This is a genomic window from Natrinema salsiterrestre (assembly GCF_029502005.1).
GTDB lineage: Archaea > Halobacteriota > Halobacteria > Halobacteriales > Natrialbaceae > Natrinema > Natrinema salsiterrestre.
This window is the reverse complement of record NZ_JAMQOT010000002.1, coordinates 398708-419819: the sequence shown is the minus strand read 5'-3', so window position 1 is coordinate 419819 and position 21112 is coordinate 398708. Positions and strand designations below refer to the sequence as shown.

The 21112-nt window shown below is 65.5% G+C and carries 24 protein-coding genes; 6 read left to right on the top strand and 18 right to left on the bottom strand.

From position 1 onward, the window contains the following. Window positions 1–5: 5 nt before the first annotated feature. Window positions 6–773, top strand: coding sequence for a proteasome assembly chaperone family protein (locus tag NDI89_RS07525; RefSeq protein ID WP_277520903.1), 768 nt, complete (start codon window positions 6–8; stop codon window positions 771–773). Window positions 774–902: 129 nt separating this feature from the next. Here NDI89_RS07525 and NDI89_RS07520 read toward each other — a convergent pair whose 3' ends face one another. Next, window positions 903–1682 carry a DUF7839 domain-containing protein gene (locus NDI89_RS07520; protein WP_277520902.1) on the bottom strand — a complete coding sequence of 260 codons (780 nt, stop codon included), beginning with the start codon at window positions 1680–1682 and terminating at the stop codon, window positions 903–905. Between the two features lie 130 nt (window positions 1683–1812). Between NDI89_RS07520 and artA the strand changes: the two genes are divergently transcribed. Further along, complete coding sequence (gene artA / locus NDI89_RS07515; RefSeq protein ID WP_277520901.1) at window positions 1813–2859, top strand: archaeosortase A; 1047 nt, start codon at window positions 1813–1815, stop codon at window positions 2857–2859. Next, window positions 2856–3572 carry a metallophosphoesterase gene (locus NDI89_RS07510; RefSeq protein ID WP_277520900.1) on the top strand — a complete coding sequence of 239 codons (717 nt, stop codon included), beginning with the start codon at window positions 2856–2858 and terminating at the stop codon, window positions 3570–3572. The genes artA and NDI89_RS07510 overlap by 4 nt, the downstream gene beginning before the upstream one ends. Window positions 3573–3621: 49 nt before the next feature. Here NDI89_RS07510 and NDI89_RS07505 read toward each other — a convergent pair whose 3' ends face one another. The 3 genes from NDI89_RS07505 to NDI89_RS07495 all read right to left on the bottom strand — a co-directional run bounded on the left by NDI89_RS07505 (window position 3622) and on the right by NDI89_RS07495 (window position 5570). Continuing rightward, complete coding sequence (locus NDI89_RS07505; RefSeq protein WP_277520899.1) at window positions 3622–3810, bottom strand: hypothetical protein; 189 nt, start codon at window positions 3808–3810, stop codon at window positions 3622–3624. Between the two features lie 154 nt (window positions 3811–3964). Further along, window positions 3965–5275 (bottom strand): NAD(P)/FAD-dependent oxidoreductase, encoded by a 1311-nt coding sequence (locus NDI89_RS07500; protein WP_277520898.1) that lies wholly within the window; start codon window positions 5273–5275, stop codon window positions 3965–3967. Window positions 5276–5432: 157 nt separating this feature from the next. Beyond that, on the bottom strand, window positions 5433–5570 hold the full coding sequence (locus tag NDI89_RS07495; RefSeq protein WP_277520897.1) for a transporter: 138 nt from the start codon (window positions 5568–5570) through the stop codon (window positions 5433–5435). A 138-nt stretch (window positions 5571–5708) separates the two neighbouring features. On the opposite strand from NDI89_RS07495, the gene NDI89_RS07490 reads away from it, so the two are divergent. Both NDI89_RS07490 and NDI89_RS07485 read left to right on the top strand, forming a co-directional pair. After that, the gene (locus NDI89_RS07490; RefSeq protein ID WP_277520895.1) at window positions 5709–6503 is read left to right on the top strand and encodes an N-acyl homoserine lactonase family protein; all 795 of its coding nucleotides are present in this window, start codon (window positions 5709–5711) and stop codon (window positions 6501–6503) included. A gap of 99 nt (window positions 6504–6602) precedes the next feature. Beyond that, window positions 6603–7067, top strand: a complete 465-nt coding sequence (locus tag NDI89_RS07485) for an acyl-CoA thioesterase (protein WP_277520894.1) — start codon at window positions 6603–6605, stop codon at window positions 7065–7067. A gap of 93 nt (window positions 7068–7160) precedes the next feature. On the opposite strand, the gene NDI89_RS07480 is transcribed toward NDI89_RS07485, so the two are convergent. From NDI89_RS07480 to NDI89_RS07455, 6 genes are all read right to left on the bottom strand, one after another. Then, window positions 7161–7877, bottom strand: coding sequence for an ABC transporter ATP-binding protein (locus NDI89_RS07480; protein WP_277520893.1), 717 nt, complete (start codon window positions 7875–7877; stop codon window positions 7161–7163). After that, window positions 7877–8605, bottom strand: a complete 729-nt coding sequence (locus NDI89_RS07475; protein WP_277520892.1) for an ABC transporter ATP-binding protein — start codon at window positions 8603–8605, stop codon at window positions 7877–7879. The genes NDI89_RS07480 and NDI89_RS07475 overlap by 1 nt, the downstream gene beginning before the upstream one ends. Further along, complete coding sequence (locus tag NDI89_RS07470; RefSeq protein WP_277520891.1) at window positions 8602–9660, bottom strand: branched-chain amino acid ABC transporter permease; 1059 nt, start codon at window positions 9658–9660, stop codon at window positions 8602–8604. The genes NDI89_RS07475 and NDI89_RS07470 overlap by 4 nt, the downstream gene beginning before the upstream one ends. Continuing rightward, on the bottom strand, window positions 9653–10525 hold the full coding sequence (locus NDI89_RS07465) for a branched-chain amino acid ABC transporter permease (protein ID WP_345781968.1): 873 nt from the start codon (window positions 10523–10525) through the stop codon (window positions 9653–9655). Before NDI89_RS07465 ends, NDI89_RS07470 begins: the two co-directional genes overlap by 8 nt. 15 nt (window positions 10526–10540) lie before the next feature. Next, window positions 10541–11902, bottom strand: a complete 1362-nt coding sequence (locus NDI89_RS07460; RefSeq protein WP_277520889.1) for an ABC transporter substrate-binding protein — start codon at window positions 11900–11902, stop codon at window positions 10541–10543. Between the two features lie 157 nt (window positions 11903–12059). Further along, entirely contained in the window at window positions 12060–13070 is a 1011-nt protein-coding gene (locus tag NDI89_RS07455) for an MBL fold metallo-hydrolase (protein WP_277520888.1), read from the bottom strand. Window positions 13071–13271: 201 nt separating this feature from the next. Here NDI89_RS07455 and NDI89_RS07450 point away from each other — a divergent pair, with 201 nt between their 5' ends. Continuing rightward, window positions 13272–13793, top strand: coding sequence for a helix-turn-helix domain-containing protein (locus NDI89_RS07450; RefSeq protein WP_277520887.1), 522 nt, complete (start codon window positions 13272–13274; stop codon window positions 13791–13793). Window positions 13794–13826: 33 nt separating this feature from the next. Here the strand turns inward: NDI89_RS07450 and NDI89_RS07445 are convergent, their stop codons facing one another. From NDI89_RS07445 to NDI89_RS07410, 8 genes are all read right to left on the bottom strand, one after another. Beyond that, entirely contained in the window at window positions 13827–14300 is a 474-nt protein-coding gene (locus NDI89_RS07445; protein WP_277520886.1) for a DUF6789 family protein, read from the bottom strand. A gap of 132 nt (window positions 14301–14432) precedes the next feature. After that, window positions 14433–15929, bottom strand: coding sequence for an Asp-tRNA(Asn)/Glu-tRNA(Gln) amidotransferase subunit GatB (gene gatB / locus NDI89_RS07440; protein WP_277520885.1), 1497 nt, complete (start codon window positions 15927–15929; stop codon window positions 14433–14435). A 106-nt stretch (window positions 15930–16035) separates the two neighbouring features. Further along, a complete protein-coding gene (locus NDI89_RS07435; RefSeq protein ID WP_277520884.1) occupies window positions 16036–16458 on the bottom strand; it encodes a type II toxin-antitoxin system VapC family toxin in 423 nt (140 codons plus the stop codon). Continuing rightward, window positions 16455–16694, bottom strand: coding sequence for an AbrB/MazE/SpoVT family DNA-binding domain-containing protein (locus NDI89_RS07430; protein WP_277520883.1), 240 nt, complete (start codon window positions 16692–16694; stop codon window positions 16455–16457). Before NDI89_RS07430 ends, NDI89_RS07435 begins: the two co-directional genes overlap by 4 nt. A gap of 171 nt (window positions 16695–16865) precedes the next feature. After that, window positions 16866–17849 (bottom strand): WD40/YVTN/BNR-like repeat-containing protein, encoded by a 984-nt coding sequence (locus NDI89_RS07425; protein ID WP_277520882.1) that lies wholly within the window; start codon window positions 17847–17849, stop codon window positions 16866–16868. Then, window positions 17846–19300, bottom strand: a complete 1455-nt coding sequence (locus NDI89_RS07420; RefSeq protein WP_277520881.1) for a DUF7972 family membrane protein — start codon at window positions 19298–19300, stop codon at window positions 17846–17848. The genes NDI89_RS07425 and NDI89_RS07420 overlap by 4 nt, the downstream gene beginning before the upstream one ends. 30 nt (window positions 19301–19330) lie before the next feature. Beyond that, window positions 19331–20341 carry a TIGR00341 family protein gene (locus NDI89_RS07415; protein ID WP_277520880.1) on the bottom strand — a complete coding sequence of 337 codons (1011 nt, stop codon included), beginning with the start codon at window positions 20339–20341 and terminating at the stop codon, window positions 19331–19333. 50 nt (window positions 20342–20391) lie between these two features. Then, window positions 20392–20958 carry a hypothetical protein gene (locus tag NDI89_RS07410; RefSeq protein WP_277520879.1) on the bottom strand — a complete coding sequence of 189 codons (567 nt, stop codon included), beginning with the start codon at window positions 20956–20958 and terminating at the stop codon, window positions 20392–20394. Window positions 20959–21112 lie beyond the last annotated feature (154 nt).

The window sequence follows — 21112 nt, the reverse complement described above, 5'->3', positions numbered from 1 at the left end:
ACGGTATGGACGAACTCGAGATCGACGCAGTCGCCGAGGTCGAACTGGACGACCCCGTCCTCGTCGAGGGGTTGCCAGGGGTCGGACACGTCGGTACCCTCGCCGTCGAGCACCTGCTCGAGGAGCTCGAGGGCGAAAGCACGCTCGTACGCCGGATCTACTCCCGGGAGTTCCCGCCGCAGGTGAGCGTCGAGGACGGCGTCTCGGAGCTAACCTGTGCGGAAATTCACGCCGTCGAGGGGTCCGACGGTCGCGATCTCCTCTTGCTGACCGGCGACCATCAGGCCCAGAGTAACGACGGGCACTACACGCTGACCGACGCCTTCCTCGACGTCGCCGAGGAGTTCGGCGCGAGCGAGGTGTACGCGCTCGGCGGCGTCCCCACGGGCGAGCTCATCGACGAGTATGCCGTCGTCGGTGCCGTCAGCGACGAGTCGCTGCTCGAGCGCCTCGAGGACGCGGGCGTCGAGTTCCGCGAGGACGAGCCCGCCGGCGGGATCGTCGGGGTCTCCGGCCTCCTGCTGGGGTTGGGCGAGCGCCGCGGGTTCGAAGCCTCCTGTCTGATGGGCGAGACCAGCGGCTACCTCGTCGACCCGAAGAGCGCTCGCGCGGTTCTCGAGGTCCTCGAGGACGTGCTCGGATTCGATCTCGAGTACGAATCCCTGGACGAGCGAGCCGACGAGATGGAGGAGGTCATCGGCAAGATACAGGAGATGGAGCAACAACAGCAGATGGACGTGCCGACCGACGACGACCTGCGTTACATCGGCTGAGGAGCGACGGCGTCGCTGCAGTCGGTTCGATCGCTGCGGTTTCTATCCGTTCTGACTCGTTCCGGGAAGCGGCCGCTATCGGTCGCAGAACGATGACGCGGCGTAGCCGGTCGATCGCGGTCGGCCGACTCACCCCTCGAGTACTTCGTAGGAAACGTCGGCGTCCCGGAGCGCGTCGGTCACTCGGCCGACGGCGTCGGTCGTGGCGACGGCGGTCACCTCGAGGCCGTGGTTCGCGGCGTCCGCCGCGACGTCGCCGACGGCGAAGGTCACGTCGGGGTCGGTGGCCGCCCGTCGACAGGCGACGACGGCCTCGACGCCGGCGGCGACGACCATGTCGGCGTCGTCGCAGGCGTCGGTGACGGTCTCGTCGTCGATCCCGCGGCTCCCGCCGGTGCGGATCGACGGCACCTGCAAAACGGTGACGGAGCCGGGCTCGAGTTCCATGACGCCCTCGAAGCTGGTGACGCCGACGTCGGTGCCGGCTTCGGCGTCGGTCGTCGCGATACCGGTCGCCGGTCCCTCGGTGTCCGGGGTGGCGTGGAGGAGGCCGTCTCTGACCGTCAGCGAGACGGTCTCGCCCTCCTCGATGTCGGCAGTCGCGATGTAGGCGTCCTCGCTCATCGCGCCCAGCACGTCGCCGGTGACGTGGTCCGCGAATCGGCGGACGTCGTCCGCGGCTCGGAAGAGCCAGTCGACGCCTTCGCGGGTGACGCGGTACCGCGACCGGCCTTCCTTCTCGACGAGGCCGTCGTCGACGAGCTCGCGGATGTACTCGCTGACTGCCTGGCTCGTGACGCCGACTTCCCCGGCGATCTCCCCCTGGCTGACCGCGGGCTGGCGTTCCGCGATCTGGACGAGGATCCGAAACCGCGTCGCGGCCCGCTTGTTATCGAGGACGTCGACCATGTGGTAGCCTTTTCGCGAGCGATGCAAAAAGGTACGCGGTCGCCCGGTCGCCGCTCGTGGCTCCTCGGGCCGGTCGCTCGGTCCGAGGCGTCAAGTTGATAGCGCGAGAGTCCGTCGGGATTACGTGAGTATGCCGGCCCTACCAGCGACGACCGCGGTGAGCATCGGTTCGATCCCGCTCGGGGACGTGCTGGCCTGGACGGCGATTGCCGCGTTCGTCGTCGCGATGGTCCTCGAGTGGCTCGACGCCCCCGACCCGGCACGGTATCTCGCCGCAGCGGCGTGGGTCGTCTTCGGCGTCTTCTGGCTGACGATGGTTCCCCACTACTACCTCGAAGTCAAGAGCCCGATCCAGACGCTCCTGACGCTGGCGGCGCTGCCGCTGTGTGTCTACGCCGGGTATCTGCTCCTGCAGGGTCGCGAGTCGCTACTGCTGCTTTCGAAGGCGATCGCGTTCATGGGGCTGATCTACCTGCCCGCCGAGACGATTCCGTTCGTCAAAACCTGGCTGATCGAGACGACCGCCAGGCAGACCCATTTCGGGATGGAACTGATGGGGCACAGCCCGGGTATCGAGGAGGGCTCGAACGGGTACCAGAGCCGCTTCGCGTTCGATCCCGACGTCACGGTGACCGGTCGGACGACCTACATCATCATGTCCTGTACCGGCATCGGCAGTATGGCGATCTTCGGCGGACTGATCGCGTCGGTCACGGCGTCGCTCAAGCGGAAGGTGACGGCCTTCGCGATCGCCGTCGGCGTCATCTGGTTCCTCAATCTCGTCCGGAACGTCTTCATCGGGATCGCCTCGCCGTGGGGCTGGTTCCAGCAGGATATCCTCGTCCACATCGCCACCGAGTTCATGGGAGCACCCGCCGACCGGACGTCCTACATCGTCGCCCACAACTTCATCGCCCAGTCGCTGTCGATCGTCGCCCTGCTGGGAATCACCTATCTCGTCGTCCGCATCCTGCCCGAAGTCCTCGACCCCCTCGAGGAGGTGCTGTTCATCCTGACGGGCACGGAGTACGATCTGTCGGACGCGCTCGGCGAGGAGATGCGGGCCGACGGCGGAACGTCGACGTCGGCTGCCTCGGCGTCGGAATCGACCGCGGAGTCGGGCACCAGCGGCGAGTCCGACCCGGCGTCGACCTCCGAGACCGACTCCGAGCGATGACCGCTATCGACGTCGAGATCGACGTTCCGTTTTCACTCCGCGACCGCGCCGTCTTCGTTCCCGCCGCCGAGACGCTCGTCCTCGCGGACGTCCACCTCGGCAAAGCGGCCGCCTCGCGCGTCGACGCTCCGATCGACGACGGAAGCGACGTCGTCGACCGCCTCGATGGTCTCCTCGCCGAGCTCGAGCCGGCCACCGTCGTCGTCGCCGGGGATCTCTTGCACTCGTTTTCGCGGCTCCCGCGCGGGGTCGAGCGGGACGTGGCTCGACTCGTCGAGACCGTCGACGAGAGCGGTGCCGACCTGGTCGTTACGCCCGGCAACCACGACACGATGCTCGCGGAGGTTTTCGACGGCGAGACGAGCGACGAGTACGCGCTGGCCGACGGCTGGGTGGTCTGCCACGGGCACGAGCCCCCCCAGACGACGGCCGAGCGCTACGTCGTGGGCCACGACCACCCGGCCCTGTCGATCGAGGGCCGCAAACTGCCGTGTTTCCTCTACGGCCCGAACTGCTACGAGGGCGCGGACGTGCTCGTGCTCCCGTCGTTTACGCGGCTCGCTGCCGGGTCGACGGTCAACGGGATGCGCAGTCGCGACTTTCAGACCCCGCTCGTCCGGACCGCCGACGCGTTCCACCCCGCTGTCGTCGACGACTCGAGCGGCGAGACGCTGTGGTTCCCGCCGCTGGGCGAGTGTCGGAAGCTGTTGTAGTCCCGGAACCGTCGCGTAACGGTCTGCGGTGCGATCGCGGGACGACCGACTACGCAGGAAGGGCCGCGAGGTGTTCGATGCCAGTCGCCCGTGCGAAGACGACCAGATTTCTGAAGAAATCGCTGAACAGGACGAGTAGGATCGCAGCGATGATGATCAGACAGAGGAAGCTAAAGAAGATGATCGCCGCCTGCCGCCCGGTCAGCGACGTCCCCTCGAGGAGTTCGTCCAGGGCCATGGCTGTTCTGTCTCCGTGGTCCGGCTAACGACGCCCGCGGAGTTTAGTATTTCTCCGCTATCGCGTCACAGTCTTCGTATCGAGACACTACCGGCGACTGGCTGCGCCGTCACACTGCACCCTGGCGACTCGAGGGGATACCGACCGCGACGACTCAGCGCGCCAGATCGTCGATCACGGCCTTCGCCGCCGTCCGACCGCTTTCCATCGCCCCCTGAATCGACGACCACTGCGTGTAATCGCCCGCCAGATAGACGGGACCTGCGGGAGCGCGAGCGTCGGGGAGTTGCTCGTGGATCCCCGGCGGCTGCTCGAACTGCGCGAACGGCACGCGCTCTGTGTGGAGCGCCTCGAGTCCGTCGAATCGCTCGTCGGGATACCACGACTCGAGGGTCCGTCGCGTTCGGTCTGCCAGCGCCGCGTCGTCGTCTTCGGGGTTTCCGAGATAGGTCGCGCTGAGCAGGCTCACGTCGTCGGGAGCGTACTCGGGAGCGACCGCGCTGTGCGGGACGACGTGGTTCGGTCCCTCCTCGCTCGCGTTCAACAGGAGACGCCGGCCGGTCTCGAGATCGAGGTCGGCAGGGCCGGCGTAGTACTGCGTGACGCAGCGCCGCGCGTTCGTGGGGACCGAGGACACGTCGGTGAGTTCCCGCGCCGCCGGCGGATCGGTCGCGACGACGACGGCGTCGGCCTCGACGGTCCCGTCGTCGGTCTCGACCGTGGCGGGCGCGTCAGTAGCGGGATCGGCCTCGCTCGAGTCGCCGGCATTCGTACCGACCGACTGGACCGCGACTCCGGTCTCGATCGTTCCGCCGGCATCGCGAACGCTGACGGCCAGTTGGGACGGGATCGCTTCCATGCCGGCGGCCGGAACCGCTATCTCCCCCGCCGCGAGGGTCCGGAAGGTGTACTCGAAGACGCGTCTGGAGGTCGCCAGCGATCGATCGAGCGTGATGCCACCGTAGAACGGGGCGACGAACCCCTCGATGAAGTCGTTCGAAAAGTCGCGGTCGCGGAGGAACTCGTCGATCCGCTCGTCGCTGCCGGTGAAGATTTCGTCCGGATCCGTTCGCCGGAGCCGCAGCCAGAGCCGGGCGACCCGGACCGCGTCGCCGACGGATACGTACGGGCTGGTCAGCGTCGACGGAATCGTTCCCGGTTCTCGAAGCGGATCCGCGAGCGTCGACCGGCCGTTCGAATCGGCGATCGTCGCACCCGGCGCGAACCGTCGCAGGTCCAGCGCCTCGAGATCGAGCTCCCGCCTCACGGCCGGATAGGCGGTGAAGAGGACCTGAAAGCCCCGATCGAACCGGAATCCGTCTCGCTCGACCGTTCTGACCCGACCGCCGACCGTCTCGTTGCGTTCTACCAGCGTCGCGTCCACGCCGCCGGCGGCGAGGTGGCGGGTGGCGACGAGTCCGGCCAACCCGCCGCCGGCGACGACGACCTTCGGAGTCGAGGACATAGGCGAACGTCCGGGCGGCGGCGAATAAAATCGTCGACCAAACAGTGCAGGTGAGACGCGGCGCTCGAGGAGGGCATGACTGAGATGGGTGCCAGGCAAGTGAATCCCCGAAGCGTTACCGTTCGGGTTTTCGTTGCCGGTACCCAGCGGTACTCGGTCACTGATCAGTCAGGAGGCGGAGCAAAACCCCGACGACGATGACTGCGAGGCCGCCGACCCCGGTCGCGACGGGTGGAATCGGGAACACGAGCATCACGACACCGGCGAGGATGACGAGGGTCGAGAGTTTGACCATATCGCGCAGTCGGCGGGACGACGGGTAGCGCTACGGCAAGCATTCACAGTATCGGGCCCGTCTCGATCCCACCGTCCGGACATCGAATACGTCACGACTTCCCACACGTATTAAGCGCTCGGCGGCCGTGTTCGGCCCATGGTCGACGCGACGCTCACACCGATCGATCGCGGCACGGTCACCAGCGACGTCAATAATATTATCGAGGGACACGTTCGCGGTACGGCCGACGATCCGAACCCCGAGACGATGATGGGCGACGGCCCCGTCTACAACGTCGTCATCGATCACCCCGAGGCGACGATCCTCTGGGACACCGGCTCCCACCCCGACGCCGATTCGGGTCACTGGCCGGCCGACCGCTACGCCACCTTCGAGCACACCGACCTCCGGCCGCTCGAGGACGACCTCGCCGACGCCGGCTACGAGCTCGGGGACGTCGACGCCGTGATCCAGAGCCACCTCCACCTCGACCACGCCGGCGGCCTCTACGCGTTCGAGGGGACCGACACGCCGATTGTCGTCCACGAGGCGGAACTGAAACACGCCTACTACAGCGTCACGACCGACGAGGGCGACGACGCCTACGTCCGCGGCGACTTCGATCGCGACCTCGCGTGGGAGGTCGTCCATCGCGACCGCCGGCAGCTCTTCGAGGGCCTCGAGCTCGTCCACTTCCCCGGGCACACCCCCGGCTTGCTGGGCGTGAAACTCGACCTCGACGACGTCGGCACGGTGATCCTCGCCGGCGATCAGGCCTACACGCGTGCGAACTACGAACACGGACTCCCGATGGGCGGCAACCTCCTCTGGAGCAAGCGGGACTGGCTCGAGAGCCTGCGGACGCTCGAGGATCTCGAGCGCCGCCACGACGCGCGTGTCATCTGTGGCCACGCCGCGGAGGACCTCGAGGCGATGCGGGAGGGGCTGTAGCGCGGGGCCGGGAGCCACCACTTGACAGCGGCTCACCGCTTCGACCTGCCCGCTTGCCGTGGCCGGTACGATTTTGCACGTCGCGGCGGCGTAGCTGATATGGGAACTCACGAGACGAACGATTCCGACGACCCGTCGTTCCAACCCGTCTTCGAGAACCGCGTCCGGTTCGCCGAAACCGACCAGCAGGGCATCGTCTTCTACGGCGAGTACTTCACGTTTCAGGACGAGGCCGTCTCCGCCTACCTCCGGGCGGTCGACTACGGCTACGATCGAATGGTCGAGGACGGCTGGCAGATCCACGTCGTCAACACGGAACTGAACTACCGCACCGGGGCCGAATTCGAGGACGTGGTCGTCAACGAGTTGCGGGTCAGCGACGTCGGATCGGCCAGCCTCGAGTACGAGTACCGAGCGAAGCGAAAGCGCGACGACGAGATTCTGGCCGAGGGAACCGTCACGCAGGTCGCCGTCGACCTCGAGACCGAGGAGCCGACGCGAATCCCCGACGAGTTCCGGGACGCCGTCGCGTCGTTCCAGGGCGGGCTCGAGACGGCCGAATAGGGCACCCACGTCCGTCTCCGGCGACGAACGCCGTCGCTATACGCTTCGAATCCCCGTTTCGCACCGAAAAATTCGAATCCGAACGGCGGGTCCTCAGTGGACGCCGACGTAGGCTTCGCGGACGTACTCGTTGTCGTGGAACTCCTCGTACGTGCCCGCCAGTTCGATCTCGCCGGTTTCGATCAGCGAGAGCCGTTCGGCGTGGCGCAGCGCGAACGTCGAGTTCTGCTCGGCGAGCAGGATCGTCAGTCCCTGCTCCGAGAGGCGCTCGAGCGCGTCGCTGATGTCCTGAATGATGACCGGCGCGAGCCCGAGGGTGGGCTCGTCGAGCATCAGCATGTCGGGATCGCTCATCAGCGCGCGGCCGACGGCGAGCATCTGCTGTTCGCCGCCGCTCATGGTCTCGGCTTCCTGCTCGCGACGTTCGTCGAGCCGCGGGAACAGTTCGTAGACCATGTCGAGGTCGTCCTGCACCGCGTCGCGATCCTCTCGGAACTGCGCGCCCATCAGCAGGTTCTCGTGGACCGAGAAGAACGGGAACAGGTCCCGATCCTCGGTGCAGTAGATCAGGCCGTCCCTGACGATCTGCTGTGGGTTCACGGTCGCGAGATCCGTTCCGCGGTACCGGATCGTCCCCTCGTAGTCGACGAAGCCGGCGATGGCGTTGAGCATGGTCGTCTTCCCGGCCCCGTTGGGCCCGATGACGCCGTAGATCTCGCCCTCGTCGATCGACAGTGAGACGCCTTTCAGTGCGTGTGACTTACCGTAGTAGACGTTGAGGTCTTCGACCTCGAGTATCGGATCGGTCATTACAGTCCCTCCCCAGCGAGGTATGCCTCCTGGACGCGTTCGTTCTCGGCGATTTCCTCCGGCGTTCCCTCCGCGAGGAAGTCGCCGTTGTTGAGGACGACGATCCGATCGACGAGCTCCATCAGCCCGCCCATGTTGTGGTCGACGACGATCATCGTCATCCCCTCCTCGCGGAAGCCTTCGATCTGATCGGCCAGCTCCGCGATTTCGGCCTGATTCATCCCGGCGAACGGCTCGTCGAGCAGCATGAGCTCGGGCTCGGTCGCCAGGGATTTGGCGATCTCGAGCCGGCGGACGTCCGCGTGCGGGAGTTCGCTCGGCATCTCGTGGAGTTTGTCCTCGATGTCGATGCGGGCGGCGTACTCGTAGATCTCCTCCTCGCTCGCACCGCCGTAGAACGAGCGGATGCTGTTCGGGAGCGTGAACAGCTTGATGTTGCCCGCCACCGGCATCTCCTGGATCGGATTCGACTCCTGCGAGACCCGCGAGAGGCCCTTGTTGACGACCTCGTGGGTCGCGTCGTCGGTGATGTCGTCCCCGTTGAACGTGATCGATCCGTCGGTGACGTCGTAGAGGCCCATGATGCAGTTGAACACCGTGGACTTGCCCGATCCGTTCGGACCGATCAGGCCGACGATCTCGCCCTCCTCGACGTCGAAGGAGAAATCGTCGACGGCGACCAGCCCGCCGAACTTCTTCGTGAGGCCGTCGACCTCGAGCAGGCTCATCGGCGGTCACCTCCGATGCGATCGAGCCCGTGCCAGAGCTTGCGGAACACGCCGTCGCGGGCGAACACTAACACGAGCAACACGAGCGCCCAGAAGACCGTCCAGCGGATGGACGATCCGAGGTTGGCGATGTCCGTGAGGATGTAGTCCCGGAGCACGATGAGGAAGAACGCCCCACCGAGCGGGCCGAGGATCGAACTCATCCCGCCGAGGACGGCGATCGCGATCATTTCGATACTCCGGTCGACGACGATGAACGTCGTCGGATCGACGCCGCCGCTGAAGTGGACCAGCAACACGCCGCCGATCCCCATCGGGATCGAACTCAGCGCGAACGAGAAGATCTTGAATTTCGTCGCGTTGATCCCGGCGGCGTTGACCGCGGCTTCGTTTTCGCGGATCGACATGAGGATCAGCCCGATGTTCGAGCGGGCGATCAGCGTCAGCACGACCGCGATCAGCAGCATCGGCACGACCATGTAGTAGTACCGAGCGACCGGTGCGTACGTGAAGACCTCCACCGACTGGATTCCCGTTTCCCCGCCGGTGTATTGGCTGAAGGAGGGGATCAATCGGTAGAAGATCAACACGGCGACGAACGTGATCAACGAGAAGTACGGGCCGGTCAGCCGGAGCGACGGCAAGGCGACGAGCAGCCCGACCACGAGCGCGGCGAAGATCGACACCGGGATCGTGATCATCATCGACAGCTCCGGGTTCACGTTGTGAATGAGCATCGCGGTCGTGTATCCCGCGGCACCCGAGAGGACGGAGTGACCGAAACTGATGTAGCCGGTGTAGCCGCTCTGGATGTCCCAGCTCATCGCGAAGATCGCCCAGATCGCTGCGACGGTCATCGCTCTGACGAGCCCGAAGTTGCCCCAGAACGGCGCCGTCAACAGCGCGGCGGCCGTTCCGAAGATCAACACGAACTGGAGCCCGTTCATCTCACCGAAGTAGTCACCGAACAAGCGGTTGTAGACGTCCGCAAGCGGCTGGAGCGACTGATCGATACGACCCGTCGCAGTGCTCAACCGATCCGTTGCGCTACTCATGGACGAGCTCCCTCCCGAAGAGACCGTTCGGTTTGAGCAGCAATATCGCGACGAGAACGACCAGGGACAGGACTCCCTGAAAGCTCGGGCCGAGGATCTCGACCGACGCCGTCTCGAGGTAGCCGATGAGGTACGCCGCGATGACGGACCCCTTGATGCTGCCGATCCCGCCGATCACGACGATGATGAACGCGAGTGCGAGCGGGCTGAGCCACATCTGTGGCGACGTCGACTGCAGGGTCCCGATGAACACGCCGGCGATCCCGGCGAACGCGCCGGCGATCAGCCAGGTTCGAGATTTGACTTTCTGCAGGTCGACCCCGGTGAGTTCCGCACCGCGCGTACTCATCGACGTCGCGAGGATCGATCGCCCCTCGTCGGTCTTCGTCACGTAGTACCAGAGGGCGCCGATCGCGATCCACGAGACGACGAACGCCAGCAGCTGGACGTACCGGATCCGGGTTCCCACTGCCTCGAGGTATATCGTCCCCGAGATCACGGGAAGGAGCTGCGACGGTGCGCTGCCGAACTGGATGATGACCAGTTCGGTCAACAGCAACGCGACGACGACCGTCGCGAGGAACGTGATCACGATGTTGTCTTCGATGTATTTGACGAGCCCCGCGTACAGCGCGTATGATGCAGCGGCTGTGACGACGACCGCGAGTAGGAATCCCGCGAAGGGCGGAATGGCGGCCGACGTGGCTGCGAGGTACGTGAATGCACCGATCATGATCAAGGCCCCGTGTGCGAGGTTCAACACGCCGCCAACGCCGAAGATCATGGTGAAGCCGATTGCGATCAGCGCATAGACCGCGCTGATCATCGCTCCCACCACTAGTATCGAGAGTAATTGCTCTATCATTCCTTCGTGTTCGGCTTAGATCCACTCTGGGACGACGTGCTCTGCCGTCGCGTCCTGTTCGGGGTAGACGCACTCGACGACGCCACCGTCCCCGTCTTCGTGCCACTGCGTGACCGGGAAGTTCGAAATGATGCCGTCCTCGTTCCTGGACTCTTTCAGGTCGTTCGGGTAGTCCGAATCCTCTCCGTAGAGCGAAATCTCGCCCGCAGCGCCAGTGAACTCGGTGTTGAGCATGGCGTCGACGATGGCGTCGAGGTCGCTGTTGTAATCGGTAGTGCCGGCCTCTTCGGCCGCCTTCGCGTAGAAGAGGATTCCATCGTAGGAGTTGAATCCCATGTACATCGGCTTGCTCGGCGGGTCTTGCCCGTCGCCAGTGAACTCCTCCTCGTAGGCCTCGACGAACGGCATCGTCTTGTCGGTTAACTCCGAGACGCCGCCTGCACCGGACTGAGACGTCGTTTCGTACAGACAGGTGCCGTTGGTCGCGCCCCAGAACTCGGGGGACATTCCCGGCACGCTGATCCCTTCGAGGGCGAACGGGTACTCGTTCTGGGCCCAGGTACTGGTGAAGGTCGCCGCACCGCCGTGTGCGATGAATCGCATGACGACGTCGGCGTCCGCGTCGGCAGCGTCGTCGAGGAACGGATTGAAATTGTCCGTATCGAGCGCCATTCTGTCCTCGTGGACGACTGAGAGGTCGCTGTCCTCCTCGATCAGATCGGGGAGAATGTCGCGGAAGGAGCCGGTCCAGGCGGCGTCGTCGGCCAGGATCGAGAAGTTCTCGAAGCCGTGGAGGTCGTTGAGGTGGCTCGCGTAGCCGGCCATCCCTTCCGCCTGCAGATCGGAATTGATCGGACCGGTCCGAACGATGTTCTTGTACTGTTCGTAATCCTGTCCGTGATTTTCGGTAATCGTCGCCGGATCGGCGGAGCCCGTAATGATGAACGGCACGTCTCGCTCCGCGACGTAGTCGATGATTCCCTGGGTGACCTCGCTGACGAAGGTACCGACGAGCAGGTCGACGTTATCGGAGCCGACCAGGTTTTGCGTCACCCGCTCGGCCTCCGACGGGGAGCCGCCGGTGTCTTCCGACAGTAGTTCGACGTCTTGCCCCTGAACCCCACCGTTGTCCTTCAGTTCGGCGACCGCGAGCTCCGCACTTCGTTCGGCACCGCGCCCCATCTGGAGTTCCGTCGGGCCGAGATGGCCGATTTTGAACACGTCGTCGCCACCCCCTCCGCTGCCGACTCCACCCATGCAACCGGCGAGTGTCGTCGTCAGCGCACCTGCACTTGCAGCGCCGAGAAACGTCCGGCGTCCGACGGCGTCGTTTCCAGTTCTATCCGATTCGAGAGTATTGTTATCTTCGTTAGCCATTGTGTGTCAGTGAGTTACCGATTCTCATCCACCTCTTTCGATTCACAGTTAATAAAGATGAGGGAAGCTAGCAAGGCTCCTGACAACAATACACAGTCGCAAAGTTTCAGTATGCTGTCGACCAGTTTGGAACCAATTTTGCCGTCAGAACGAAACCTCAAAAAACGTCTTCGAGTACGATCGTCTCTTTTTGAAGCCTATACGTGCCGTTTTCGTATTCCACGACACCGTCGTGCCGAAGGTGATCGAGGTGAGCGTACGCCTCGCCGGGGCCGTGAATGATGTGGATCCCCTCGAGGTCGCCGAACAGTTTCGCACTGACCGTCCAGGCGTCGGCCGGCCCGTGTTCGTTCAGAATCTCGAGGATCGCTTCCGTCCGCTCGCGGTGGTGCTCGAGGATCGTTTCTATCCGCTCGGTCGGTTCCTCGATGGGGTCGCGGTGCCCGGGCCAGACGCGGTCGTAGTCGCGATCGGCGAGCCGTTCCAACGCGGCGACGTACTTCTCCAGGGGGCGTTCGACGCGGACGTCCGCACCGCCGACGTTCGGGGTGTACACCGGGAGGACGGCGTCACCGACGAACGCCTCGTCGCCCCGTTCGTCGACGGCTTCACCGTCTTCCCGTTGCGTCTCCGACGCAACGCTGGTCTCGAAACAGCACAGCCCCGCCGCGTGCCCCGGTGCGTGAACCGTCTCGAGGGTTCGACCCCCGACGTCGAGCCGGTCCCCGTCCTGGATCGGCGTCGGATCGGCCGGCGGGCCCTCGATATCCGCCGACTCGAGGAACTCGAGGAGTTCGGTTCGCGCCTCCTCGGGCACGCCCCACTGCTCGAGCAGTTCCCGGCGGCGGTCCTCGACGGCGGCGACGGCGTCGGGGTCCTGCGCGACCAGTGGCGCGTCGGCCTCGTGGACGTAGACCGTCGCGCCGCTCTCGGCCTGGATCTCGCCGGCCAACCCGGCGTGATCGACGTGGAAGTGCGTGAGGACGATGTCGTCGACGTCGGCGAACTCGTAGCCCCGTTCGGCGAGCCCGTCCCGGAGGTCCCGGCGAACGGACTCGAGCGCGACGCCGGTATCGACCAGCGCGAGTTCGTCTTCGGCGTCGTCGGCGAGGACGTAGGCGTTGTTCCGACCCTCGAATTCGTCGTTGCCGAGCGAAATGCGGTCCATGTCGGCTACCGACATGTTTCGCGTTAATAATTCGCGCGGTATCGGAACGGGACGACTGGAGAGAAAGGGACGCCGTCGGTCGACCGCCTCGTCGCGTGAGAGCGCACGAGGGGGGTTGCGACGGTGGCGAATTCCGCGACCCGCTCGAGTGACGACGAGTCACCGATACGTATGTGCGCCTGCAGTGCGACTCGTTCGCATATGGGAGACCCTCCACCGGCGATCGAACTGTTCGAGTGTACCACCTGCGGAAACCTCGGCTTCGGGCAGGGCGAAATGATCTGTTGTGACGGTCCCATGGAGTCGACTACTCGGGACGCCGTCGGCGTTAGCCAGCCGTCGCTCGACGACGTGATGCGGACCGTCTTCGGAATGTCCGAAACCGAATTGGACGTCTGTCTCTGCGTCATGGAAGGTGGCGAACAGACCGTGGCGGAACTGGCCGACCGGATCGATTACGACAGAAGCGTCGTCTCCCGTCATCTCAACCACCTCGCCGATCTCGGCGTCGTCGACAAAGAGCGGCGACTCCGCAGGGAGGGCGGACAGGTCTACGTCTATTCCCCCACCGGTCCCGCTTCGGTGAGACGGAACCTGGCGGCGGCGTTCGTGGTCTGGGCGCAGGAAGCCACGTCGCTCATTCAGTCGCTCAGTCGAGAGAAAGCCGAGGCGATGGTGGAACGCGACACGCAGGATCCCCAGTGGCAGATCTACCAGGAGTAGAAACGCGCGTTTCCAGTCTCCGGTCGGTCCGCCTCAGATCGCGTCCTCGATCGCCGCGTAGACGCCGCCGAGCACGAGCCCGTACACGACGTGCCAGAGCAGCGACGGCGGCGCGAAGTTGGGGACCGGCGGCGACGCGGGGGAGCCGACCGCGCCGAGCCAAACGGGCATCACGAGTCCGGCCAGCGCGATCCACGTGATGACGCCCCACGCGAAGCCGAGGCCGACGACCTTCCCCGTCGAATCGAGATCCAGCGAGCCGGCAATTCCGGCGAAGATAATACCCAACACCGTCCCGTGGAACACGTGAACGCCCAGTCCCGCGGGCAGGTTCGGCGGCGGTGCGAGACCGTACAGTGACGGGATCGCTACCGCGAGCACCGCATCGTTCATCGCGAGCATCAGCGCGCCCATCACGATACCGCCGGCTACGCCGCCGACTGCTCCCGCTTTCCAATTAATCGTCTGTGAGTTCGTCCGAACGTCGCGGCCGGTCTCTGTGGCCATACCGAAACGGGTACCCCCAGTTCCGTATACACGGGGAGAGTGTGACGAGATTTCCCACGCTCCCGGTACCTTTATAATGTGCCTCGTCCAGCGGACGGAGCGGACGATCGAAATCGAGCACCCCGAGCGTCCTCACCCCTCGAGTTCGCTCCGCAGCAGCTGGTTCACGTCGCCCGGATCCGCGCTGCCGCCGGTCTTTTGCATGACCTGCCCCACGAGGAAGTTGATCGCGCCGTCGTCCCCGCTCTCGTAGTCGTCGACGGCGTCGGGGTTCTCGTCGATCGCGTCGACGACGGCCTGCTGGACTTCGTCCTCGCCGGTCTTGCCCAGTCCCTCCTCTGCAACGACTTCATCGGGGGTTCGGCCGTCGTCGAGCATCGAGCGCAGCACCGTCTCGCGGGCGTTTTTCGCCGTGATCTCGTCGTCGGCGACGAGTTCGACGAGGCGCTTGATTTCTTCGAGTCGCCCCTCGATCCCGGTGATCTCGATGTCCCGGTAGTTGAGTTCGCCCAGCAGGTTGTCCGCGACCCAGGTCGCCGCGAGGTCGGGGTCGTACTCGCCGGCGACGTCCTCGTAGAAGTCCGCGACCTGTTTCGTCGAGGTGAGTTTCGAAGCGGCCTCCTCGCTGAGACCGTACTCCGCCCGGAACCGCTCGCGGCGGGCCGAGGGCAGTTCGGGAATCGCGATCTCGTCTTTCCAGTCCGAGACCCGCAGCGGCGGCAGGTCGGCCTCCTCGAAGTACCGGTAATCCTTCTCCTCCTCCTTCGAGCGCATCGAGACCGTGATGCCCCGACTCTCGTCCCAGTGGCGGGTCTCCTGTTCGACCGCGCGCCCGCGCTGGATGGCGTTCTTCTGGCGGGTCTCCTCGTAGGCCAGGGCCTTCTCCGCGCCCTTGTGACTCGAGATGTTCTTGACCTCAGTTCGATTCGCCGCCTCGAGCGCCTCGACGCCGATCTCGTCGGTGTCGTCGCCGTCGATGTCTTCCTCGGGGATGATCGAGAGGTTGGCGTCGATCCGCAGGCTGCCGTCGCGTTCGGCGTCGAAGACGCCCAGGTACTCGAGGACCTCCTCGAGTTCGGCGAGGAACGCCCGCACTTCGCTCGGACTGCGGAAGTCCGGTGCGGTGACGATCTCCATCAGGGGGGTGCCGGCGCGATCGTAGTCGACGAGGGTGTACTCCGCCGAATCGATGCCGCCACCGCCGCCGACGTGCTGGAGGCTGCCCGGGTCCTCCTCGAGGTGGGCGCGCTCGATCGCGACGGTCCGGCGCTGCCCCTCGACGGCGATCTCGAGTTCGCCCGCTTGACAGATCGGCTCGTCGTACTGGGTGATCTGGAAGTTCTTGGGCAGGTCGGGGTAGTAGTAGTTCTTCCGGTGGAAGCGGGTCTCCTCGGGGATGTCGGCGTCGATCGCCTTCCCGATCTTGACGGCGGCCTCGACGGCGGCCTCGTTGAGCACCGGCAGGGCCCCCGGGAGCCCGAGACAGACGGGGCAGACGTTGTCGTTCGGCTCGTCGCTCGGCTCGGTCGAACAGCCACAGAAGATCTTCGTGTCGGTCTCCAGCTGGACGTGGACCTCGAGCCCGATGACGGTCACGAGGTCGCCCTGCTGGACGGTCTGGGCAGTCATTGGAGACCGGTTCGGCCCCACGGGGGTAAAACGTAACGGGACGGACTCGAGGGATCGCGATTCGTCTCGAGCGAAACGATAGGCCGAAAAGAGGACGGACTGCCTGTTACCGCGGATCGACGGCAGTGTTTAGCCGCGTAATCCCCTCGATCGTGTCGAAACCGTCGTCGAACGAGTAGAGATACTCGATCCCCTCTCGCTGCATGAACGCGACGATCGATGCGTCGACGAACGAGAGATGAGAGTGGCGGCGAAAGAGCGCCTGCGTCGAGTTGAAATCGGCTTTCGGCGTGTGTCGGAGGTGGAAATGACTGCCTTCGATAAGTAGGGCCATCGTCTGTGTCGCTTTCTGGTGATCCGCCTTGTTCTGAATCAGGTTCAATGTCTCAGCGAGGACGTGGTCCGTAATATGGAACTCGGGTAACTGACCGTGATCGACCCCTGCGATTATCTCTCGAGCCTGCTCGTGATATTCGTCGTGAGCACTCCGCTGGGCGAACAGAACACTCGTATCGACGACCGCCGTCATTCCTCTCCGAACTCCGTTTTGACGTCGACGGCGTTCGTCTCTCCCATATCGATCGGCTCGGCGTCGTCGAAAACGCCATCTCGCTGGTGGACGACTTCGATCTGTAGCTCACCGGTATCGTCGAGCTGCCAGCGGAGTTTGTCGCCTTCTTCGATGTCGAGTCGGTCGCGAACCGAGGAGGGGACCGTGACTCCACCGCGTGAGCTGACCGTCGTCTCTTCTATCTCCGGAGTCATACGAACGGGTTCGTCCCGGATGAACATAAATCACATGAGGGACCACATGAAAACCCGCAGTCGTCGAGGAGAGCGGTGACGGCCGATTTCAGCGAAGCGCGAGTCACAACCCGGTCGGGATCCTCGCTCGAGTAGCCGATTATACGAGTTCGAAATCACCGAAAACGACCGTCAGTACCGCCGCTCGACTATCGTCCCCGACTGGCCGACGACGAGCTGTGGCGATCGGGCGGTCCCGAGTGCGACCGCGAGCAGTTCGTTACCCGGCCGGAGGTCGACGAGCGTCGTCCACTCGCCGTAGCGGCGCTCGGAGAGCACGCCGGTCGAGGAGACTGCCATCGCGGTGTCGCGGTCCCGCGCGAGCGCCGCGATCGGTTGCTCGCCCAGCGTCGTCCGCGACCACTCGAGGCCGTCGTAGGTGTAAACGACGCCGTTACCGCCCGCGACCGAGACGTGGCCGTGGTCGGTCGCCGCGACCGCCGCGAAATCGACGCCCGCGCCCTCGATCCCGATGCGGCTCCACGAGACGCCGGCGTCTCGGGACTCGAAGACGCCGCTGTCGGTGTCGACGACGTAGCCGTAGCCCAGCGGCGTGAGGTCGATGTCCGTCACGCTCGAGCCTGAACCCGGTTCGATCACCTCGCTCCACTCGATGGTCGGGCCGTCGCGGCGACCGCGCAGGAGTTCGCCGGAGCTGTTGATGGCCGTGAGTCGTTCGTCGCCGGCCAGCCCGGCGGCGGCGATCGCCGTCCAGGAAGTCGTCTTCCCCTTCGGGGCCGAGACGTCGATCGTGCGGCCGGCGAGGACGTCGTAGAGCCCGAGCGCACCGCTGTCGCCGGCGACCCACATCGCGCGCCCGTTGCTCGTGACTGTCGCTGAACGCAGGCTATCGCCTCGACCGCCGAGACCGTTCTCGAGCTCGACGGTCCACTCGCCGCGAGCCTCATCGCGTGCGAGGACGGTTCCGTTCTCGCCGACGGCGTACGTCCCGAGGGCGGTCGGGACGACGTCGTACAGCGTCGCGTCGGTGGGGACGTCGGCGGCAACCCACTCGCTGTCGGCGTCGATACAGCCCGCGAGCGACAGCGACCCGGCCGCGGTGCCGACCGCTGCGAGGAGGGCGCGCCGGGACGTGTGCGGGTCGGAGTTCGTCATTCGTCGTCACGCATCGCGGTGTCCGCGTCGGTCGTCCGGCTCTGCCGGTCGCCGTCCGATACTCGGGCGGCGCTGCGAGTATCGTACGACTGGTGGAACTTGCCCGGCGGGGTGAACGCGCCCGGTGCGGAGGTCCGCTTGAGGACCGCGGAGATGCGGACGACGTACGCGAACAGGACCGCGAGCGGGCTGAACGCGATCGCGAGCGCGACGCTCACGAGCACGAGCAGCCACCCCTCGAAGGCGACCGGGGGGTAGCCGCTGGCGTAGATCATGATGACCAGCGTCGAGAGCAGGATCGCACCGGTGCCGCTGTAGGTGATCAGCCGCGACAGCCGCGCGAGCTCCCGCTGGAGGTAGATCGTCGTGAAGTACTGGCGCGTCGCGTCCGCGGTGACGAACAGCTCGCGGAGTTCCGAGAGCAGGGACGCCGCTCGGTCCGACAGCTCCTCGTCGAACCGCCGCTCGAGTCGCCGCGCCTCGTTCGCAGCCCCGGCGTAGTCGTGGTCGATGGTCGGCGACACGACGGCGAACACCGACGTCGTCTCGCCGGTGAGCCGCGAGGAGAGCGCGCCCGTGTGCTCACGGGTTCGTTCGGCGAAGCGACAGACCGACTCGAGGGCGGAGATCGGCGTGCCGTCGGACCGGGTAGTCTCTACGCGGCTGCGCTCGCTACCGCCGTCGGTGGTCCGATCCGCGCACCCGGTCTCGGTGGCGAGTTCGTCAGCGCGGCTGCCGAGCGTGCCGGCCAGCCGGGCGAGGAACGGGGCGGGGTCGGTCGGACTGATGCCGTCGCCTTCGGTCTGGGATTCGACGCGTGTGCGGAACGCCTGGACGCCGTCGATGCGGTCGGTGAGTCGATCGGGGGTTCCGAACAGCCGCGAGACGATCAACTGGTTGACCGCGACGACGATCGGGATGAAGGAGAACAGGCCCGCGATCATCGTACTGAACATCGTCGTGACGAACCGGCTCTCGCGGACGCCGATGACGTCGCTGACGCCCAGGAGGAGCGCGAGGGCAAAGACGCCGGCGACGAACCCGCCGACGATCACTCGGCGGTCGCCCTCGAGCGAGAGCCAGCGCTGTGCTCGGCGACGCGACCGGGCGTCGGTGAGGTGCTTCGATGCGATCCGGACGCCGCTCCAGAGGAGGCGGCCGCCGACCACCAGTGCGGTGACCAGCAGTCGGAGGGCGGAACTGACGAGAGAGAGCCCGAGCGACGAGGCGTCCTCCTTTCGGGCTCCGGTATCGCGGTCCTCGCCTTCGCCGTAGTCGTCGGTGTCGTCGCTGTCAGTGGCTGTGTCGTCGCTGCCGGTATCGGTGCTCACACCGGCGTTCGAGCGGCCCGCGTCGGTGTTGGTCCCGGAATCGGCCGTGGTACGTGCCTCGGGGGGCAGGGGCGAATCGGCGTCGCGTTCGGAATCTGTCGGTGATGGATCGTCAGTCATTGGATACTGAGCGGGGTGTCGGCGAGTGACTCAGAGACCGTCGGAGACGATCTCGAGGAGACGCGTTGCGACCAGCAATAACCCGGTCAGGAGGAGGATCCGTCTGAGGATCGCGCCTCTGGTGGTCCTGATCCGGGAGCGATCGGTCGGATGAAAGCCGACGGTCCACAGCGTCGCGATCGCGCCGACGTTGATCGCGATGACGTTGACCGCGACGACGACGAACGAGCCGATAACGGCCTCGGGGGCGTTCCAGGCGATGCCGACGCCGATGACGCCGATCGGGGGCATGATCGCCGCCGCGATCATCACGCCGATGAGGTCCGTGATCCCGGTCGTCGCCATCCCGAGGCCGCCGGCGATGCCCGAACAGACGGCGACGGTCACGAGCAGGGACGGCGGCAGCCCGTGGCTGCCGAGTCCGAGACTCGCCTCGAGATCGACCGCGGTCGTGATGACCCGCGACGTCCGTGCGAAGAGCGCGAACGCGAGGGCGCTCGACATCGCAACGCCGATCCCGACGAGCTGAAGCTTGACGCCGCGAACGAACAGCTGACGCTCGTCGAGGACGGTCGCGACGCTCGAGGCCATCGCCGGGCCGAGCAGGGGGGCGATCACCATCGCGCCGACGAGGACCGCGAGCGAATCGAGGAGGACGCCGGTCGTGGCGACGACCCCGCTGATCGCGGTCATCGCGGCGAAGATGACCAGTGAAGGCAGCTGTGACTGGGCTTTCGAGCGCAGCTCGCTCCGGGAGATTCGTTCGAAGGAGAGCCACTCGCGGCGGCCGTCGGTCGAGGATTCGTCCCAGTCGCTCCCGATGATCGCCATCGGTTCTTCGACGATGATGGTGACGTCGCCGATCGATGCGAGGTCGTCCTCGAGCGGTTCGATCGCGTGTTCGGGTGCCGGAACCGTGATCGTCCGTTTCTCGCTGTTGGTGTGGTCGGTGAGACTGTACTCGAGGTTGTGGCGCTCGAGGACGGCCGTCACCTCGTCGGCGTTCGACTGTGTGGGGGCAAGCACCGTCAAGAGGCGCATATTCGACGTTTCCGTGGGAGAGTCCGACCGGCGATAGCCGTCGCTGTCGGTCACAGTAGCGCGAGTGCATCGGTATCGGGGGTGGGTTCGTCGGGGAACGCTCGGGCGAGCAGCGTGCAGACGGTTTCCCGGATCGTGACGAGCCGATCGTCACGGGTGCCGCTACACGATCCGCCACAGCGGGCGATCGGGCCGTTCGGCCCGTCGCCGTAGGTCAGGCGTCCGCCACAGTCCGGACACCGCGGCTCGGCGTGGACGCTCATCCAGTCGACGTCGAACCCGTCGCGGGCGAGTCGGTCGCCCAGCGCGTACCAGAGGATATCGTCGCGCTCCTGATCGCCCGTCGCCACTCGTTTGAGCTGGCGGAGTACGAGCGCGGCGCGACAGTAGAGGTCGTCGTTCGCGTCACCGTGTCGCCGATGACACCGCCGGAAGTACGTCGCGAGCGCGCGCCTCGAGGACCGACGCTTCCCCGTCGTCAGTGGCTCCTCGAGGGCCGCGTTCGGCGAGAGGTCGTCTGACTGTGGAACGCGCTCCGGACGGCCGCGTTCGTCGTAGTGGACCTCTCGCGAGAGAGATGCACCGCTGGTCGGACAGAAGGCATGTTTACCGATCATGTGTGTATGTGCGATCGAACCGTCAGGTCGGTCCGACCGTGCATCCCGGCTAGCAGTGCCAGCGGGATAAGGTGACATAATACTGAGGCTATTTAGAATAAAGAAACAGACTCGTCGGAGGCTCTAGACGTATGTCTAGATTATTTTGTGGAAC

Coding starts and splice junctions, on each gene's coding strand:
- NDI89_RS07465 (WP_345781968.1), bottom strand. CDS start 10,525: ATGATAGAGCAATTACTCTCGATACTAGTGGTGGGAGCGATGATCAGC.
- NDI89_RS07415 (WP_277520880.1), bottom strand. CDS start 20,341: ATGCGCCTCTTGACGGTGCTTGCCCCCACACAGTCGAACGCCGACGAG.
- NDI89_RS07445 (WP_277520886.1), bottom strand. CDS start 14,300: ATGGCCACAGAGACCGGCCGCGACGTTCGGACGAACTCACAGACGATT.
- NDI89_RS07410 (WP_277520879.1), bottom strand. CDS start 20,958: ATGATCGGTAAACATGCCTTCTGTCCGACCAGCGGTGCATCTCTCTCG.
- NDI89_RS07500 (WP_277520898.1), bottom strand. CDS start 5,275: ATGTCCTCGACTCCGAAGGTCGTCGTCGCCGGCGGCGGGTTGGCCGGA.
- artA (WP_277520901.1), top strand. CDS start 1,813: ATGCCGGCCCTACCAGCGACGACCGCGGTGAGCATCGGTTCGATCCCG.
- NDI89_RS07470 (WP_277520891.1), bottom strand. CDS start 9,660: ATGAGTAGCGCAACGGATCGGTTGAGCACTGCGACGGGTCGTATCGAT.
- NDI89_RS07430 (WP_277520883.1), bottom strand. CDS start 16,694: ATGACTCCGGAGATAGAAGAGACGACGGTCAGCTCACGCGGTGGAGTC.
- NDI89_RS07490 (WP_277520895.1), top strand. CDS start 5,709: ATGGTCGACGCGACGCTCACACCGATCGATCGCGGCACGGTCACCAGC.
- NDI89_RS07510 (WP_277520900.1), top strand. CDS start 2,856: ATGACCGCTATCGACGTCGAGATCGACGTTCCGTTTTCACTCCGCGAC.
- NDI89_RS07485 (WP_277520894.1), top strand. CDS start 6,603: ATGGGAACTCACGAGACGAACGATTCCGACGACCCGTCGTTCCAACCC.
- NDI89_RS07475 (WP_277520892.1), bottom strand. CDS start 8,605: ATGAGCCTGCTCGAGGTCGACGGCCTCACGAAGAAGTTCGGCGGGCTG.
- NDI89_RS07460 (WP_277520889.1), bottom strand. CDS start 11,902: ATGGCTAACGAAGATAACAATACTCTCGAATCGGATAGAACTGGAAAC.
- NDI89_RS07425 (WP_277520882.1), bottom strand. CDS start 17,849: ATGACGAACTCCGACCCGCACACGTCCCGGCGCGCCCTCCTCGCAGCG.
- NDI89_RS07520 (WP_277520902.1), bottom strand. CDS start 1,682: ATGGTCGACGTCCTCGATAACAAGCGGGCCGCGACGCGGTTTCGGATC.
- NDI89_RS07505 (WP_277520899.1), bottom strand. CDS start 3,810: ATGGCCCTGGACGAACTCCTCGAGGGGACGTCGCTGACCGGGCGGCAG.
- NDI89_RS07495 (WP_277520897.1), bottom strand. CDS start 5,570: ATGGTCAAACTCTCGACCCTCGTCATCCTCGCCGGTGTCGTGATGCTC.
- NDI89_RS07450 (WP_277520887.1), top strand. CDS start 13,272: ATGGGAGACCCTCCACCGGCGATCGAACTGTTCGAGTGTACCACCTGC.
- gatB (WP_277520885.1), bottom strand. CDS start 15,929: ATGACTGCCCAGACCGTCCAGCAGGGCGACCTCGTGACCGTCATCGGG.
- NDI89_RS07480 (WP_277520893.1), bottom strand. CDS start 7,877: ATGACCGATCCGATACTCGAGGTCGAAGACCTCAACGTCTACTACGGT.
- NDI89_RS07435 (WP_277520884.1), bottom strand. CDS start 16,458: ATGACGGCGGTCGTCGATACGAGTGTTCTGTTCGCCCAGCGGAGTGCT.
- NDI89_RS07525 (WP_277520903.1), top strand. CDS start 6: ATGGACGAACTCGAGATCGACGCAGTCGCCGAGGTCGAACTGGACGAC.
- NDI89_RS07420 (WP_277520881.1), bottom strand. CDS start 19,300: ATGACTGACGATCCATCACCGACAGATTCCGAACGCGACGCCGATTCG.
- NDI89_RS07455 (WP_277520888.1), bottom strand. CDS start 13,070: ATGGACCGCATTTCGCTCGGCAACGACGAATTCGAGGGTCGGAACAAC.